This window comes from Streptomyces sp. ME02-8801-2C (genome assembly GCF_033793965.1).
Lineage (GTDB): Bacteria > Actinomycetota > Actinomycetes > Streptomycetales > Streptomycetaceae > Streptomyces.
This window is the reverse complement of the sequence record NZ_JARAXP010000003.1, coordinates 160,804-177,233: the sequence shown is the minus strand read 5'-3', so window position 1 is coordinate 177,233 and position 16,430 is coordinate 160,804. Positions and strand designations below refer to the sequence as shown.

Annotated in this window: 13 protein-coding genes; 8 read left to right on the top strand and 5 right to left on the bottom strand. The window is 70.4% G+C overall.

The window, feature by feature from the left end:
• Positions 1 to 79: 79 nt before the first annotated feature.
• Both PV396_RS09955 and PV396_RS09950 read right to left on the bottom strand, forming a co-directional pair.
• Entirely contained in the window at positions 80 to 2,158 is a 2,079-nt protein-coding gene (locus PV396_RS09955; protein ID WP_319202675.1) for a sulfatase, read from the bottom strand.
• A gap of 173 nt (positions 2,159 to 2,331) precedes the next feature.
• Positions 2,332 to 3,951, bottom strand: coding sequence for an acyl-CoA synthetase (locus PV396_RS09950; RefSeq protein WP_319202673.1), 1,620 nt, complete (start codon positions 3,949 to 3,951; stop codon positions 2,332 to 2,334).
• 195 nt (positions 3,952 to 4,146) lie between these two features.
• On the opposite strand from PV396_RS09950, the gene PV396_RS09945 reads away from it, so the two are divergent.
• From PV396_RS09945 to PV396_RS09915, 7 genes are all read left to right on the top strand, one after another.
• Positions 4,147 to 4,947 carry a crotonase/enoyl-CoA hydratase family protein gene (locus PV396_RS09945; protein ID WP_319202671.1) on the top strand — a complete coding sequence of 267 codons (801 nt, stop codon included), beginning with the start codon at positions 4,147 to 4,149 and terminating at the stop codon, positions 4,945 to 4,947.
• Between the two features lie 18 nt (positions 4,948 to 4,965).
• Positions 4,966 to 5,913 carry a Zn-ribbon domain-containing OB-fold protein gene (locus PV396_RS09940; RefSeq protein ID WP_319202669.1) on the top strand — a complete coding sequence of 316 codons (948 nt, stop codon included), beginning with the start codon at positions 4,966 to 4,968 and terminating at the stop codon, positions 5,911 to 5,913.
• Positions 5,910 to 6,968 carry a thiolase domain-containing protein gene (locus PV396_RS09935; protein ID WP_319202667.1) on the top strand — a complete coding sequence of 353 codons (1,059 nt, stop codon included), beginning with the start codon at positions 5,910 to 5,912 and terminating at the stop codon, positions 6,966 to 6,968. Before PV396_RS09940 ends, PV396_RS09935 begins: the two co-directional genes overlap by 4 nt.
• Entirely contained in the window at positions 6,958 to 8,124 is a 1,167-nt protein-coding gene (locus PV396_RS09930) for a thiolase domain-containing protein (RefSeq protein ID WP_319202665.1), read from the top strand. The genes PV396_RS09935 and PV396_RS09930 overlap by 11 nt, the downstream gene beginning before the upstream one ends.
• A gap of 84 nt (positions 8,125 to 8,208) precedes the next feature.
• A complete protein-coding gene (locus PV396_RS09925) occupies positions 8,209 to 8,451 on the top strand; it encodes a DUF397 domain-containing protein (RefSeq protein WP_319202663.1) in 243 nt (80 codons plus the stop codon).
• 102 nt (positions 8,452 to 8,553) lie between these two features.
• The gene (locus PV396_RS09920; RefSeq protein WP_319202661.1) at positions 8,554 to 9,198 is read left to right on the top strand and encodes a CGNR zinc finger domain-containing protein; all 645 of its coding nucleotides are present in this window, start codon (positions 8,554 to 8,556) and stop codon (positions 9,196 to 9,198) included.
• A gap of 46 nt (positions 9,199 to 9,244) precedes the next feature.
• Entirely contained in the window at positions 9,245 to 9,742 is a 498-nt protein-coding gene (locus PV396_RS09915; protein WP_319202659.1) for a hypothetical protein, read from the top strand.
• An 88-nt stretch (positions 9,743 to 9,830) separates the two neighbouring features.
• Here PV396_RS09915 and PV396_RS09910 read toward each other — a convergent pair whose 3' ends face one another.
• Together PV396_RS09910 and PV396_RS09905 are read right to left on the bottom strand one after the other, a co-directional pair.
• Positions 9,831 to 11,831, bottom strand: a complete 2,001-nt coding sequence (locus PV396_RS09910; protein ID WP_319202657.1) for an N-acetylmuramoyl-L-alanine amidase — start codon at positions 11,829 to 11,831, stop codon at positions 9,831 to 9,833.
• A gap of 235 nt (positions 11,832 to 12,066) precedes the next feature.
• Positions 12,067 to 13,212 (bottom strand): aminoglycoside phosphotransferase family protein, encoded by a 1,146-nt coding sequence (locus PV396_RS09905; protein WP_319202655.1) that lies wholly within the window; start codon positions 13,210 to 13,212, stop codon positions 12,067 to 12,069.
• 245 nt (positions 13,213 to 13,457) lie between these two features.
• Between PV396_RS09905 and PV396_RS09900 the strand changes: the two genes are divergently transcribed.
• Positions 13,458 to 14,954, top strand: a complete 1,497-nt coding sequence (locus PV396_RS09900) for a hypothetical protein (RefSeq protein WP_319202653.1) — start codon at positions 13,458 to 13,460, stop codon at positions 14,952 to 14,954.
• Positions 14,955 to 14,959: 5 nt separating this feature from the next.
• Here PV396_RS09900 and PV396_RS09895 read toward each other — a convergent pair whose 3' ends face one another.
• Complete coding sequence (locus tag PV396_RS09895) at positions 14,960 to 16,381, bottom strand: PP2C family protein-serine/threonine phosphatase (RefSeq protein ID WP_319202651.1); 1,422 nt, start codon at positions 16,379 to 16,381, stop codon at positions 14,960 to 14,962.
• Positions 16,382 to 16,430 lie beyond the last annotated feature (49 nt).

Here is a 16,430-nt window from a genome sequence, read left to right as displayed (position 1 = left end):
AGGGCGTGACGCGTGCAAGGGGTCCCGCTCCGGAATCGGGTAAGTGTCGGCCCACGCGGAGCGCGGGCCGCTCACGCTTCTACTTCTGCCCGTACGCCGTCATGAAGCGGTCGCGGAACTTGTCCATGCCCCACTCCGGGGCGTTGGCCGCGGGCTTGAGGCCGTCCGTCCAGCCCCAGTCGGCGACGCGGTCCAGCACCTTCGGGTCGTGGGCGATGATCGTGACCGGCACGTCCTTGCTGGTGCTGCCCCCGGTGACCAGGGGGACGGGCTGGTGGTCGCCGAGCAGGACGAGAACGGTGTTTTCGTCGCCGTAGCGCTGGACCCACTGGATCATGCTGTCCATGGAGTACTGGATGGCCTTGCGGTACTCGGTCCGCACGCGCTTGGCGCTCTTCCAGACCTCCGTGGGGTTCGTACCCTCTTTCTTGATCTGGTTGAAGATCGAACCGTCCCCGAGGTCGTTCCAGTCGATCATGTGCGCGATGGGCGACCAGGGATTGTGGCTGGAGGCCAGGATGATCTCCGCCATGATCGGGTCGCGGTTCTTCTTCCCGTGTTCCAGCTTCTGGAAGGCCTCCAGGCTGAACTGGTCCGGCACCGGTGTCCAGCTGAAGTACGGCCCCTGGTAACCGAGGTGCGTCGAGTCGTAGATGTGGTCGAGGCCGAAGTACTTGCCCTCGGGCCAGGCCTTACGGACTCCGGGGACGATGCCGACCGTGCGCCAGGCGCCGGTCTTCTGGAAGTAGCTTGTCAGGGTGGCGCGGTCGCTGGTGGTCACGGTCCGGTACCGCTGCTGGTTCTTGATCCACAGACCGGACAGGAACGTCGAGTGGGCGAGCCAGCTGCCGGCGCCTGTCACGGGTGACGTGAGCCAGCCGCTGCGGGCCGCGAAGCCGGCCGACTTGAGCCTGGCGTCGCCCTCCTTGAGCGTCGCGTCGATCTCCGGTGCCATCGCCGGATCGTCGATCGCCACCCGGCCGTAGCTCTCGATGAAGGTGAACAGCACGTCCTTGCCGCGCAGTCCGGTCAGCAACTGGTCGGACGGGGTGTTCGCGAAGGCGTCGACGCGGAGTTGCTTGTCGAAGACCTCGGCGTCCCCGAGGCCTTCACGGACGTACTGGACACGGTTGGTGAGGTACTGGGAGTAGCCCTTGGTCGCGATCGTCACGCCGCCTGCCTGCACGCCCATGGTGAAGCAGACGATCCACGCGGTGCCGAGGGCCAGGGTGCCGCGCACGGCGACGGGGCGGTGCCTGGCCATCAGGTCGGCCAGCCGCACCACGGCGAGCGAGCTCAGCACGAGAACGGCGATCAGCAGGACGATCACGCCGATCACCGCGAGCACCTCACCCGAGCGACCGAGCGAGTCCTTCAGAAAGTCCGCCGCGTCGGTGAACAGAACCCAGTCGAAAACCAGGTCGAACGGCCGGGCCAGGGTCTGGTAGAAGCCCATGTCGAGACACTTCAGGACGGTGGACAGCCCGAGAAACGCCCCCAGGGCGACGGCCGTGATCCGCCGTGCCTTCGACGGCAGGACGAGCAGCACGGCCGCGAGGAAGATCGCCTCGACAGGCAGCCGGAAAAACGACGCGACGGTCATCCGGTCGAGGCGATTGGGCATGAGGAGCACACCGATCACCAGCACACCGGCCAGGACACTCGTCCCCACCTGTACGGCACGTGCGGCGCGGGGGAATCGACGGCGCCAGCCGAACCAGCCGGGGCGGACAGCGGAGGAGGCGTCCGCGTTCGGGTCGGCTTCGTCGGTGGACGTGGAATCGGGGGCCGCCACGTCGGCGGACTCACCCTCGGCCGAAGCCGCGCGGGTGACGGCGGCCTCGTCGGACGCCTTCGCGTCCCCTGCGCCGTCGGCCGTCTCGTCCGCCACGGGGTCTGCGCCCGGCTCGTCCGCCGCGACGATCGTCGTCGTGCCGGCCGACTTCTCGTTCGCCGTTTCAACACCCCCCGGTGCCACGCCCTCCGCTTCCACGTCTGCCGGTTCTACGTCCGCCGATTCCCCGTCCGTCGTAGCGTCGGACTCGGTGTCGTTCACCGTGAGAGCGGGCGAGGCTTCCTCGGCCGTTGTCCCGTCCGTGTCGTCCGCGTCGTCCGTGTCCCTCTCCGGGCGTTGACGAGGGGGCGTGTGGTGCGACACCCGTGGGTCCTTCCGTGCGGAGCGCTGATGGCACGGCGGACCGGGCTCGCAGGACAGGGCCGCCGACCTCGCGTACGGCCCTGCGTCACCCTCCGTTCAAAAACCCGGGTCGGCCGCGCGCACAGCGTACGCCCGTCGTCCCGGCCGGCCCACGGCGAGTCGCTGCCTCCCGCCTACCGGTCGGCCCCGACCGCCACCTCCTGGGCCCAGCGGTAGTCCGCCTTGCCGCTGGGTGAGCGCCGTATCGTCTCGGTGATCACCAGCTGCCGAGGGATCTTGTAACCGGCCAGATGCGTACGGCAGTAGGACTGGACCTCCTCCAGCGAGGGCTGTGGTGCCCCAATCCGCAACTGCACCACCGCCGCCACATGGTTGCCCCACTTCGCGTCCGGAACACCGGCCACCAGTGCGTCGTACACGTCCGGATGGGACTTGAGCGCCTGCTCGACCTCCTCCGGATACACCTTCTCCCCGCCGGTGTTGATGCACTGCGAGCCCCGCCCCAGGACGGTGACGACGCCCTCCTCGTCGACGGTCGCCATGTCGCCGAGCAGCACCCACCGCTCGCCGTCCTTCTCGAAGAAGGTCTCCGCCGTCTTGCGCGGGTCGTTGTAGTAGCCGAGCGGGACGTGGCCGCACTGCGCGATCCGTCCCACCTCACCCGGGGGCACCACCTCGTGGGTCGCCGGATCCACCACCTGCGTGCGGGAGTTGACGCTGATACGGAAGCCGCGTTCGGGGCCCGAGTCAGCGGTCGCCGTACCGTTGAAGCCGGACTCCGACGACCCGAAGTTGTTCAGCAGCATGACGTTGGGGACCAGGGCCTGGAACTCGGCACGCACCGTCTCCGACATGATCGCGCCGGACGACGAGACGTTGAACAGGGACGAGCAGTCCGTACCCTTCATCGGCCCGCTCAGGGCGTCGATCAGTGGCCGCAGCATCGCGTCGCCCACCAGGGACACACTGGTGACCTTCTCCTTCTCGATCGTGCGCAGCACGTCCTCGGGGGTGAACTTGCGGTGGATCACCACCCGTTGGCCGAAGTTGAACCCGATGAAGGAGGTCAGGGTCGAGGTGCCGTGCATGAGCGGGGGAGTGGGGAAGAAGGTGATCCCCTCCCCGCCGGCCGCGACCCGCTCGGCCAGCTCCTGCGGCGACTTGACCGGCTCGCCGGTCGGGGCGCCACCGCCCAGCCCGGAGAAGAACAGGTCCTCCTGCCGCCACATCACCCCCTTGGGCATGCCGGTGGTACCGCCGGTGTAGATGATGAACTGGTCGTCGCCGGAGCGCGCCGGAAAGCCCCGCTCCGGTGACCCGGCGGCCTCGGCCTCCGCGAAGGACACCGCCGCCAACTCGGGTGCTCCCGAAGGCGGTTCGCCCACCCGGATCAGATGCCGCAACGTCGGGGACGACGGCCCTGCCGTCGCCACCCGCTCCGTGAACTCCGCGTCGAACACCAGGGCGGCGAGGTCGGCGTCCCGGTAGAGGTACACCAACTCATCTTCCACGTAACGGTAGTTGACGTTGACCGGCACAATCCGCGCCTTCAGGCACCCCAGCACCGTCTGGAGGTACTCGACCCCGTTGTAGAGGTGCAGCCCCAGATGCTCGCCGGGGCGTATCCCGCTGTCGATCAGATGATGGGCGATCCGGTTGGCGGCGGCGTCCAACTCCGCGTAGCTCAGGCGGCGTTCCGCGCCCGTACCTGGATGGTCGAGGTACACGAGCGCCGCACGGTCCGGCACCACGTCCACGACCGACTCGAACAGGTCGGCAAGGTTGTACTCCACCGCTCCTCCTGACCCCGGGCACCCCTGGCGGTTGTCGGCTCGCCGGTCATCAGAGCAAAGGGCGCGGCAACTGTGAAGGGGCAGCGTCGAAGAAATCTGACTACCTGTCAGAAAACCCTTGAAGTGCTTCCTCCGCTCCTGCAACCTGTTCTCGTTCTTTCACCTGTTCTCGTTCTTTCAGAGGGGAGATGGGCGATGGGTGGCACGGAACACCTGACCGTCCGGCGTGAGAACGCCACGCTGGTGCTCACGCTCAACCGGCCGGAAGCCAAGAACGCGCTCTCGCTGCCGATGCTCGTCGGGCTGTACGACGGCTGGCTCGAGGCGGACGAGGACGACGCCGTCCGCTCGATCGTGCTCACCGGAGCCGGGGGTGCCTTCTGCGCCGGCATGGACCTGAAGGCCCTGGCCGGAAGCGGTCTGGAGGGCGAGAAGTACCGCCCCCGGCTCAAGGCCGACCCGGACCTGCACTGGAAGGCGATGCTGCGCCACCACCGCCCCCGCAAACCGGTGATCTCGGCGATCGAGGGATACTGCGTCGCCGGCGGCACCGAGATCATCCAGGGCACCGACATCCGCGTTGCCGGCGAGTCGGCGACCTTCGGACTCTTCGAGGTCAAGCGGGGCCTCTTCCCGATCGGCGGCTCCACGGTCCGCCTCCAACGGCAGATCCCACGCACCCACGCCCTGGAAATGCTGCTGACCGGACGCCCCTACAGCGCCCAGGAGGCCGCCGCGATCGGCCTGATCGGACACGTCGTCCCCGACGGAACCGCCCTGGACAAGGCCCTGGAGATCGCCGAACGCGTCAACGCCTGCGGCCCGCTCGCCGTCGAGGCCGTCAAGGCCTCCGTCTACGAGACGGCCGAACTGACCGAGACCGAGGGCCTCGCCGCCGAACTCAAGCGGGGCTGGCCGATCTTCGACACCGCCGACGCCAAGGAAGGCACCCGTGCCTTCGCCGAGAAGCGCACACCCGTCTACCGGCGCGCCTGACAGCGAAGGAGCCCCACGATGACCACCGAAGTCCTCAAAGCCCCCCTGATCGTCGAATTCCCCTTCACCCGCTCCCTGGGCCCCGTCCAGAGCGCCTTCCTGACCGGTCTGCGCGAACAGGTCGTCCTCGGCGTCCGCACCGCCGACGGCCGCACCCTCGTCCCACCCGTCGAGTACGACCCGGTGACCGCCGACGAACTGCGCGACCTCGTGGAAGTCGCCCCCACCGGCACCGTCACCACCTGGGCCTGGAACCCCGTCCCGCGCCGCGGCCAGCCCCTCGACACGCCCTTCGCCTGGGTCCTGGTCCGGCTCGACGGCGCCGACACGGCACTCCTGCACGCCCTGGACGCGTCCGGACCCGACGCCGTCCACACCGGAATGCGCGTCCGCGTCCGCTGGGCGGCGGAACGCTCCGGCGCGATCACGGACATCGCCTGCTTCGAGCCGTACGACAGCGACGCCGAAGCCCAACCGGCCGACCACGACGGACAGTTCGAGGACTTGGTGACCGGCATCGTCGCCGAGGCACGCCTCGACTACACCTACTCGCCCGGCCGCGCCCAGACCGCCTACATCAGCGCCCTCGCCGAGCGGCGCATCGTCGGCGAGCGCTGCCCGTCATGCCAGAAGGTGTACGTCCCGCCCAGGGGCGCCTGCCCCACCTGCGGTGTCGCCACGGCCGAGCAGGTCGAGGTGGGTCCCGGGGGCACCGTGACCACGTTCTGCATCGTCAACATCAAGGCCCGCAACCTCGACATCGAAGTGCCCTACGTCTACGCCCACATCGCCCTCGACGGCGCCGACCTCGCCCTGCACGGCCGGATCGGCGGCATCCCCTACGACCAGGTCCGGATGGGGCTGCGCGTCGAACCGGTGTGGACGGACGGGGGCGGCTACCCCGACCACTACCGGCCCACCGGCGAACCCGACGCGGACTACGAGACGTACAAGGAGTCGTTGTGACACGCGAGATCGCCGTCGTCGCCTTCGCCCAGACCGATCACCGGCGCACCAGCGACGACCTCTCCGAGGTCGAGATGCTCATGCCGGTCCTGCACGAGGTGCTCGACCGGACCGGCCTGAAGACCAGCGACATCGGCTTCACCTGCTCCGGCTCCTCCGACTACCTCGCGGGCCGCGCCTTCTCCTTCACCCTGGCGCTCGACGGGGTGGGCGCCTGGCCGCCGATCTCCGAGTCGCACGTGGAGATGGACGGGGCATGGGCGCTGTACGAGGCGTGGACCAAGCTGCTCACGGGCGACACCGACACGGCCCTCGTGTACTCGTACGGCAAGTCGTCGCCGGGCTCGGTGCGGGACGTCCTGACCCGGCAGCTCGACCCGTACTACGTGGCGCCCCTGTGGCCGGACTCCGTGGCGCTCGCCGCACTCCAGGCGCGGGCGCTCATCGACGCGGGCGACACCGACGAGCCCGCGCTCGCCTCCGTCGCCGCCCGCAGCCGTGCGGACGCGCAGGCCAACTCCCATGCGCAGCTTCGGGGTTCCGTGCCACAGGGCGACTACGTCGTCCACCCGCTGCGGACCGGCGACTGCCCGCCGATCGGCGACGGGGCCGCCGCCGTGATCCTCGCGGCCGGTGACCGCGCCCGGGAACTGTGCGAACGGCCCGCCTGGATCCGGGGCATCGACCACCGGATCGAGGCCCACTCGCTCGGCGTACGCGAGCTGACCGGCTCACCGTCGACGCGGCTCGCCGCCGAGAAGGCCGGCGCCTTCGAACGGCCCGTGGACACCGCCGAGTTGCACGCGCCGTTCACCTCCCAGGAGGTGGTCCTCAGAAAGGCGCTCCGGCTGGGCGAGGACGTCCGGGTGAACCCCTCCGGGGGTGCCCTGGCCGCCAACCCGATCATGGCCGCCGGGCTCATCCGCATCGGCGAGGCCGCCGCTCGAATCCACCGGGGCCAGTCCGACCGGGCCCTCGCCCACGCCACCTCCGGGCCCTGCCTCCAGCAGAACCTCGTCGCCGTACTCGAAGGGGAGTCCCGTCATGCCCAGTGAGCCCGTGGCGGTCGTCGGGATCGGCCAGACCAGGCATGTCGCCGCCCGCCGGGACGTCTCCATGGCCGGACTGGTCCGGGAAGCAGCCCAACGTGCCCTGACCGACGCCGAGTTGACGTGGGCCGACATCGACGCCGTCGTCATCGGCAAGGCGCCCGACTTCTTCGAGGGCGTCATGATGCCGGAGCTGTATCTCGCCGACGCGCTCGGCGCGGTCGGCAAACCGATGCTGCGCGTGCACACGGCGGGTTCGGTCGGTGGGTCCACGGCCCTGGTCGCCACCAACCTCGTCCGCTCCCGCGTCCACTCCACCGTCCTCACCCTGGCCTATGAGAAACAGTCCGAGTCGAACGCCATGTGGGGACTGTCCCTGCCGATCCCCTTCCAGCAACCCCTGTTGGCCGGCGCCGGCGGCTTCTTCGCCCCGCACGTCCGCGCGTACATGCGACGCAGCGGCGCCCCCGACACGGTCGGCTCGCTGGTCGCGTACAAGGACCGGCGCAACGCCCTGCTGAACCCCTACGCGCATCTGCACGAGCACGACATCACGCTGGAGAAGGTCCAGGCCTCGCCCATGCTGTGGGACCCGATCCGCTACTCGGAGACCTGTCCCTCCTCGGACGGCGCCGTCGCGATGGTCCTCACCGACCGCGCCGGAGCAGCCCGTTCACCGCGCCGGCCCGCCTGGCTGCACGGCGGCGCGATGCGCAGCGAACCCACGCTCTTCGCGGGCAAGGACGCCGTGTCCCCGAAGGCGGGCCGGGACTGCGCGGCCGACGTGTACCGGCAGGCCGGGATCGCCGACCCGCGCCGGGACATCGACGCCGTCGAGATGTACGTACCGTTCTCCTGGTACGAGCCCATGTGGCTGGAGAACCTGGGCTTCGCAGCCGAGGGCGAGGGCTGGAAACTCACCGAGGCCGGGGTCACCGAACTCGACGGGGACCTGCCGGTCAACATGTCGGGCGGCGTCCTGTCGACCAACCCGATCGGCGCCTCCGGCATGATCCGCTTCGCGGAAGCGGCCCTTCAGGTGCGCGGGCTGGCCGGGGAACACCAGGTGGACGGGGCCCGCAGAGTCCTCGGGCACGCCTACGGCGGCGGCTCCCAGTTCTTTTCCATGTGGCTCGTCGGCAGCGAACCGCCCACCTCCTGAAGCGTCCCGCTCACGTGGCCTGTCGGCGGCAGGAACCGATGGCTAGGCTGGCCGCGGACGACGGTAACCGGGAGGAGCACGGACGTGGCCGAGAGCACGATCCAGGAGCACCCGCTCACGGGCTGGGACAAGCCGGAGCTGGACCTCAGCAACGCCGACTGGCAGTCGAGCAGCAGTGGGCGAGGGGATGTCCAGATCGCCTTTGTCGAGGGTTTCATCGCGATGCGCAACAGTGGCCGCCCGCACAGCCCTTCCCTGATTTTCACGCCCGCGGAATGGGGCGCGTTCGTTTCGGGGGCCCGGGAAGGGGAGTTCGACCTGACCTGAGACCGCGTTGACCTTGAGGTAAGCCGCGGCAGGGGCGGCCCCGCGGACGACGGGGCCGCCCCTGCGGTGCTAATGGCTGCCTCTGGGATTAGCATTAGCGTCATGCGGGACCTGATCAGTAGCGACATCAACAGCGACATCAGCGGTGACACGCGGCTCGCCCTCGACCTCGTCCTCACCGTCCGCCACGACGGCGACGGCGGCATCGCCGACGACCTCGGCGACACCGCGGGCCTCAACACCTGGGTGCGCGCCCACCGCGACATGGTGCCCGGCGCCGCCGGCTTCGTCGCCGACGAGGCCACGCTGAGCGCCGTACGGGAACTGCGTGCCGCCGTGCGGACCCTCTTCGCCCGCGCGGTACGGCCCGGGGAACCGAGCCCGGCGGACGCGGCACGGCTGCTGCCCCTGGCCGAGGCGCTGCGGCTGCTCAACGCGGCTGCCGCCCGTACGCCCACCGTCCCCGTGCTCGACTGGGCCGACGACGCCGAACCCGTCGTACGCCACGAGGGGGTGCGCGGCGAGGTGGAGATCGTGGCCGTGCTCGCGCAGGCCGCCGTCGCGTTTCTCGCCGGTGCGGACCGGGAGCGGCTGCGGGCCTGCCACGCGCCGCGCTGTGTGCGGTACTTCCTCAAGGAACATCCGCGCCAGGAGTGGTGCAAACCGGCCTGCGGGAACCGGGCCCGCGTCGCCCGTCACCACGAGCGGCACAAGCAGACGAGCAGGCCGGCCGCCCAGCCGGTTTGACGCGCCCGTGGGACACGAGGTTCGGCCGGACACGTACCATGGCCGTATGTCGTTCCTCCGCCGCCGCAGCGCCACTCCCGCCGGCCCCGACTTCGATGTTCTGGCCATGGATCCGGGCGACTGGCCCGGCAACCTCGGCGCGGGCCTGCTGCCCGCGCCCGACGGCAGTTGCCAGGGCGTGTTCCTGCGCTACGACCTGTTCGGCGGCCGTGGCCCCGCGATGGTCATCGGCAACCTCCCGGAGGGCTCCCCGGCACGTGACGTCGCCGAGGACGAGATCCCCTTCGAGGTCGCCCAGCTGCTGCTGGCCCTGGAGAACGAGGAGGAGGTCACCGTCGTCGGCACCGAGGACGTCCCGGTGATGCAGGGCGACAACCTCCTGATCGTGCGCCGCCTCAAGCTCTCCGAGAGCCGTATCGCCTGCGTGCAGTTCGACCGCAGCGACAACGTCCTGGTGACCATCGCGGCCTGGGACCGCCCGATCACCGACGACCTGTACGCCCTGCTCAAGCCGCTGCCCGCGGAGCTGTTCCAGACGGCCTGAAGCGCTGTTCAAAGAGGTGAGGGCCGGTCCCGCCACGTGGCGGAACCGGCCCTCACCTCTGTCGTCGACGGCTCAGGAAGTCGGTCGCTCAGGACAGCGTGAGCCGTACGTCCGCCGCCCTCACGAACGCCACCCGGTGGCCGAACTGGATCTCGTAGTACTGATCCTTGCCGACCACGACCCGGTGTGAGGTCGTGTCGAAGGTGACCGCGTAGTCGTACTCGCCCGGCACCTTGTCCCCGGCCACGTACTTCTGCCCGGCGGGCAGCTTGTAGGACAGCGGCGAGACCGCCTGGGCCGGCACACCCGCCGGATAGGCCGAGGCCTCCGGGTACGCCCTCCCGTACACCGGGATCTCCGTCAGACCGTCCTTCGGTGTCACGAGCGCGCCGACGGCGGCGACCGCCGTCGGGTTCGCGGCCGGGTTCTGGAACCAGGCCTTCTGGCCCAGGTACCAGATCGCCGTCCAGTCGCCCCTGCGCTCGGCGACGGCGTACTGCTGGCCGGTGGAGGCGCGTGCGCCGACATCGTTGACGTCGATCGACGAGACACCGCTGCCCGAGGGGTGCGTGCCGATGTCCTTGACAAGGGACGACGCGGTGTCCGGCTGCGAGTACAGCCGCACCTCGCTCGAGCCGTGGGCCGGGCACGCCTGGCCCGGGGTGACACAGCCCGTGTACGTCGGCCTGTTCGACGCGTAGTCCGGCCGGATCGTCACCACCGCGCTGTCGCCCCGTACATGAGCCGTGCGCTCGAAGGGGCGGCCCAGCAGTGTGAAGTAGTGCTGCCAGTCCCAGTAGGGGCCCGGGTCGGTGTGCATACCGGAGACCGTCGAGGTGGTCGGCCCCGGCACGTTGTCATGGCCGATGATGTGCTGCCGGTCCAGCGGGATGTCGTACGTGGCCGCCAGGTACTTCACCAGCCGGGCCGACGCCCGGTACATCGCCTCCGTGTACCAGGCCTCCGGATTCGCGAGGAACCCCTCGTGCTCCAGCCCGATCGACTTGGCGTTGACGTACCAGTTGCCCGCGTGCCAGGCCACGTCCTTCGCCTTCACATGCTGCGCGATGTGCCCGTCCGTCGAGCGCAGCGTGTAGTTCCACGACACATAGGTAGGGTCCTGGACCATGTTCAGCACGCCCTCCCAGGCGCCCTCGGTGTCGTGGACGACGATGTACCGGATGCGCTGGGAGGTCGGCCGGTCGCCCAGGTCGTGGTTGCCGTAGTCGTTGTCGCCGAACTCCTCGTAGGGCGCCGGAATCCACTCGCAGGACACGGTCGTCGGGCACTCGGTGCCCTCGGCGGACACCCTGCGCAGCCCTGTCCGCTTCAACTGGGCTGTGTCGGGGGCCAGTTCGGGTCGGGCCGCCAGGGCGACCCGCTGTCCCTCGTCGGTCGTGCGCTGCTCGCCGCCACGCAGTACGGCGTACACGTCGTCGGCGTACGCGGCGGCCGTCGCGGTGTCATCGGCGCCGGAGAAGCGGGCCACCGCTCCGTACCAGTCCGCCGGGTCGGCGCTCAGCGGCTCGGCCAGGTTCCGCTGGGCGGCGGCCAGCAGTGCGGCGCCCCCGGCCACGTTGGCGGCCGGGTCGGTGCGGAGCTGCTCGGCGGGCAGGCCGGTCAGCTCGGACGCCTTCGTCAACGTGCTCAGTCGGGGCGGGAGTTCGGCCTGTGCCGGCACCTCGGTGGTGGGGTGCAGGGGCTGCCGGGCGCTGTCGCCGCGCGCGTCCTCCGTGCCCTCGCTGTGGTGCGGGGCGTTCGCGAGAGCGGTCCGGGCGTCGGTGAGGTGCATCGGGCCGTAGCCGCCGGTGACGCTGGGCGCCCCGGCGTGCGTGTCCCAGCGGGACTGGAGATAGGAGACGGCGAGCAGGACGCTCTGCGGCACGTGGTACTGGTCCGCCGCCGTGGCGAAGGCGCGCTGCAGCCGGGTGGCCGAGGAGCCGCTGTCGGCCGGAGCACTGCTGTCGGCAGGGGCCGCGCCGAGCAGTGGCAGCAGCAGGGCCGCGGAGGCGAGTGTGCCGGCGGTTCTGCGCAGACGTCTGCGTCCTGGATCGGTGGGGGGAGTGGGGGCGGTGGCGGATCCTCGCAAAACGGCCTCCGGGGTCGGGCGGGTGTGGGGGAGTGGCGGACGTGCGGGGCCGGTACGCACCTTAGTGGCTCGGCTGCCCGACGGTCCGTCAATCATGCCCAAAGACCGGAGACTTCCCATGTCAAGAGGGGTGCGGGAACTTTCGTGGCGGCCCGGTCGCACGCCCTGCCCCGGCGGACATGGCGAAGGCCCGCGACGCGCCGTTGTCGAGGCGCATCACGGGCCCACGTCCCCCTCAGCGAGTGCCGACCGCCGCCCGCACGGCCCGGCGGGCCAGCTGGCAGTCGTCGTGCAGCCGCCTCAGCAGCAGCCGCTGTTCCTCGCCGAACGGCACGGGACCAGGTCCGGCCGGTCCCGGGGCCACCGGTGCCGACTCGTGCATCGAACGCTGCACCGCCAGCTCGTACGTACGGATCTCGCGCGTCAGTACCAGCATCAGGTTCACCAGGAAGGCGTCCCGCGCCGCCGGTCCCGCCGACTGTGCGAGCTGGCTGATCTGCCGCCGGGCCACCGGCGCGTCACCGAGGACCGCCCACAGTGTCGCCAGGTCGTACCCCGGCAGATACCAGCCCGCATGCTCCCAGTCCACCAGCACTGGACCGGCCGGTGAGAGGAGGATGTTGGACAGGAGAGCGTCGCCGTGGCAGAACTGGCCCATGCCCTGGCGGCCCGCCGAGTGCGCGATGCCGTGCACCAGTTTCTGCAGATCGCCCATGTCCCGGTCGGTGAGCAGCCCCAACTCGTGATACCGGGAGATCCGTGCCGCGTAGTCCAGCGGGGCGTCGAAGGTGCCCGCCGGTGGACGCCAGCTGTTGAGCCGGCAGATCGCGCTGAGCGCCGCCCTGATGTCCGCACGCGGCGGCGCCTCCGTCGGGTGCCGCTGCAGGGCCGCGACCCGGCCGGGCATCCGCTCGATGACCAGCGTGCAGTTGTCCGGGTCCGCCGCGATCAGCCGGGGCACCCGCACCGGCGGGCGGTGCCGGACGAACGAGCGGTATGCGGCTATTTCGTGCCGGATGCGTTCGGCCCAGGCCGGGGAATGGTCCAGTAAACACTTCGCGACGGCCGTGCTGCGCCCTGTCGTCCCGACCAGGAGTACGGAGCGTCCGCTGCGGCGCAGCACCTGCACCGGCGCGAACTCCGGGCAGATCCGGTGCACCGAGGCGATCGCCGCGCGCAGCTGGGCGCCCTGGGGTCCGGAGAGGTCGAGTCTCCCGCTGAGCGGCTGCGTGGCGATCCCCGGCAGCCGCCGTCCCCGGCCGGCACCGGCACCGAGGGCCGGAGCAGCCGGACGCGAGGGGTCGAGATAGGGGCCGCTGCCACCCGGGCGGGGGTGCAGCAGCCGGGGAGGGGCGGACACGGAGGACGATGCTGCGTACATGGGAGAAACAGATCCCTTCGTGTGCCTGCGACGGTCATGCGCTACCCGGCCCGGCCTCCCAGACACACCCTGGGGAGTGCACCTGCTGTAACCGGACGGAGACCGGGTCGGGGTGGCGCTTTCCTACCTGACACCCCTTGCCCGGTGGCACACCATCTGGCGAAGCCTGGCGAACCCTGGCGAATAGTCGCCCAGCAACTGACAGACGGTTACTGTCAACTCAGCCGAGAACCTGGGGGCTTGACGTGAGCGGACAACCCAACACTCGTCTGACCGACCTGTTCGGCCTGGCCGGCTGGTCAAAAGGCGAACTCGCGCGGCTGGTCAACCGGCAGGCGGCGGCCATGGGCCACCCCCAGCTGGCGACCGACACCTCGCGGGTACGGCGGTGGATCGACACGGGAGAGATTCCGCGCGATCCGGTGCCGCGTGTACTGGCTGCCCTGTTCACCGAGCGTCTCGGCCGTGTCGTGACCATCGAGGACTTAGGTCTGGTCCGGCACGGGCGTGTGGGGAAACGGCCGGGCGGCGGGAGTGCGGAAACTCCCGACGGCGTGCCGTGGGCGCCCGAACGGACTGCCGCGGTCCTCACCGAATTCACGGGAATGGACCTCATGCTCAACCGACGCGGCTTGGTGGGCGCGGGCGTCGCGCTCACCGCAGGCTCCGCACTCAGCAGTGCCATGCACGACTGGCTGCACACCGACCCGACTCTGTCCGCCGACGCACCCGTCCTGGACGACCCCCTGCAAGTCGATCCCGCCGGTTTCGACCGGTACGAGGCCGCTCCCATCGGGTGGCAGGAGATCGAGGAACTGGAACGCGCGGTCGAGGTGTTCCGGGCCTGGGACGCCGCCCGCGGCGGCGGACTCCAGCGCAAGGCGGTGGTGGGCCAGCTCAACGAGGTGGGCGGCATGCTCGCCTACCGACATCCCGAACCCCTCCAGCGGCGCCTGTGGGGCGTCGCCGCCAACCTCGCCGTCCTGGCGGGCTGGATGTCGCACGACGTCGGCCTGGAACCCACGGCGCAGAAGTACTTCGTCATCGCCGCCCACGCGGCCCGGGAGGGCGGCGACCGGCCGCGCGCCGGGGAGGCGCTCTCCCGGGCGGCCCGCCAGATGGTGCACCTGGGCCGGCCCGACGACGCACTCGACCTCATGAAGCTCGCCAACTCCGGTTCCGGCGAGGAGACCCTGCCCCGTACGCAGGCCATGCTGTACACCGTCGAGGCCTGGGCGCAGGCGTCGATGGGGCGCGGCCAGGCGATGCGCCGCACCCTCGGCCAGGCGGAGGATCTCTTCGCCTCCGACAAGGGTGATGTGCCGCCGCCGAGCTGGATGCAGATGTTCAAGGCGGAGGACCTGTACGGCATGCAGGCCCTGGCCTACCGCACTCTGGCCGAGCACGAGCCGGCCGCGGCGGTGCACGCCCAGTACTACGCGGAGAAGGCCCTGGAACTGAGGGTCGACGGCCGGGAGCGGTCGAAGATCTTCGACTTCCTGTCCATGGCCTCCGCCTGCTTCATCGCGGACGACCCCGAACAGGCGGCCGGGTACGCGCGGTTGGCCCTGGTGTCGATGGGCTCGAACTCGTCCCGTCGCACCTGGGACCGGCTGCGCGAGATGTACCGGCTCACCGCCGAGTACTCCAGCTACCCGAAGATCAACGAGCTCCGCGAGGAGATCAAACTGTCCCTGCCCAAGCAGGCGAAGGGGAGGGGCGGAAACAACGCGCGGGTCTAGGCCCCCTACGGGGTCACCCTGGCGACGAGTACACAGGCGTCGTCCTCGCGCTCTGTCTCGCCGAACTCCTCCACCACCGCCCGTACGCATTCCTGCGCCGTGCGAGCCTCGCCGAAGCGGGGGCCCAGTTCGAGCAGGCGTGGTGTGGCGGCGGTGCCTTCGTGGAGCCCGGGCACCAGTCCGTCGGTGTGCAGGAGAAGGATGTCACCGGGTTCGAGGGTCTCCTCGGCCTGTCCGTAGACGGCGCCGGAGGTCGCGCCGAGCAGCACGCCGTCCGGTGGGTCCAGCACGCGTCCCGTCCCGTCGCGGAACAGCAGCGGGGCGGGGTGTCCTGCCTGGGCCCAGGTGAGGGTGCGGGTCTCGGGCCGGTAGCGGCAGCAGACCGCGCCGGCCAGGGCCGGCTGGACGGAGGCGTCGAGTAACTGGTTCAGCCAGGTCATGAGTTGACCGGGCTGGGTGCCCGCCACGGCCATGCCGCGCAGCGCGCCCAGCAGCATCGCCATGCCCGAGGTCACCGTCACCCCGTGCCCGGTGAGGTCGCCGACGCTCAACAGGGTGTCCCCGTCGGACAGTTCGAGAGCGTCGAACCAGTCGCCGCCGACCAGCGCGCTCGTCGAGGAGGGGAGGTAGTGGGCGGCCAGGTCCAGGGTCTCGGTTTTCTGGTGCGGGAGCCGCAGGGAACCGCGCCACGGCGGCAGCACCGCCTCCTGCAGTTCGACCGCGAGCCGGCGCTCGGACTGTGCGTGGTGCCGGTGGCGCTGCAAGGAGTCCCGGCTCTCGTCCACCGTCCGCCGGCTGCGGCGCAGTTCGCTGACATCGCGCAGTACGGCCCACATGGAGGCGGTGCTGCCGTCGGCGTCGAGTACGGGCTCGCCCATCATGTGCACGGTGCGTACGTCGCCGTCGGGCCGCAGGATGCGGAACTCGCCGTCGATGGGCTTGGCGTCGATCAGGCAGGCCGTGACCATCACGGTGAGCGTCGGCCGGTCCTCGTCGAGGACCAGGGAGGGCAGCTCGTCGAGCGTGAGGGGGTCCGCGGCGGGGTCCCGGCCGAGGATCTCGTACAGCTCGCCGGACCAACTGGCCTCGTCCGTAAGGAGATTCCACTCCGCGCTGCCCACGCGGCTGAGCAGTGAGTCGCCCCGGGGAGCGGTCGGCACGGCTCGGACGGCGGGCGCCTCGGGCAGGGGTTCCGGTCCGTCCCGCAGCTGGGCCAAGTGGTCGTCGAGTTCGCTGAGTTGATGGAGTGCCAGGTCGTACAGGGCACGTTGCCAGCGTTCCTGCGGGTCCGATCCGTCGGCCGGTGCGTCCCGGCGTACGGCGTCCACGTCACCTTTGAGCTGTCGCGTCTGTGTGATGAGCGCGTCGACCGAGCCGCGCGCGGGCGGCTGGGCGGCTGGATGGTCCGCGGAGAGATGGGGCGGCATGACGCACTCCGATGAAGGGACGGTACGACCAAGGCTGACGGAAGGACCG

Excerpts from the sequence above, each read along its gene's own strand:
- PV396_RS09915 (WP_319202659.1), top strand. The coding sequence starts at position 9,245 with ATGTCGTTCCTCCGCCGCCGCAGCGCCACTCCCGCCGGCCCCGACTTC.
- PV396_RS09920 (WP_319202661.1), top strand. The coding sequence starts at position 8,554 with ATGCGGGACCTGATCAGTAGCGACATCAACAGCGACATCAGCGGTGAC.
- PV396_RS09930 (WP_319202665.1), top strand. The coding sequence starts at position 6,958 with ATGCCCAGTGAGCCCGTGGCGGTCGTCGGGATCGGCCAGACCAGGCAT.
- PV396_RS09945 (WP_319202671.1), top strand. The coding sequence starts at position 4,147 with ATGGGTGGCACGGAACACCTGACCGTCCGGCGTGAGAACGCCACGCTG.
- PV396_RS09895 (WP_319202651.1), bottom strand. The coding sequence starts at position 16,381 with ATGCCGCCCCATCTCTCCGCGGACCATCCAGCCGCCCAGCCGCCCGCG.
- PV396_RS09940 (WP_319202669.1), top strand. The coding sequence starts at position 4,966 with ATGACCACCGAAGTCCTCAAAGCCCCCCTGATCGTCGAATTCCCCTTC.
- PV396_RS09905 (WP_319202655.1), bottom strand. The coding sequence starts at position 13,212 with ATGTACGCAGCATCGTCCTCCGTGTCCGCCCCTCCCCGGCTGCTGCAC.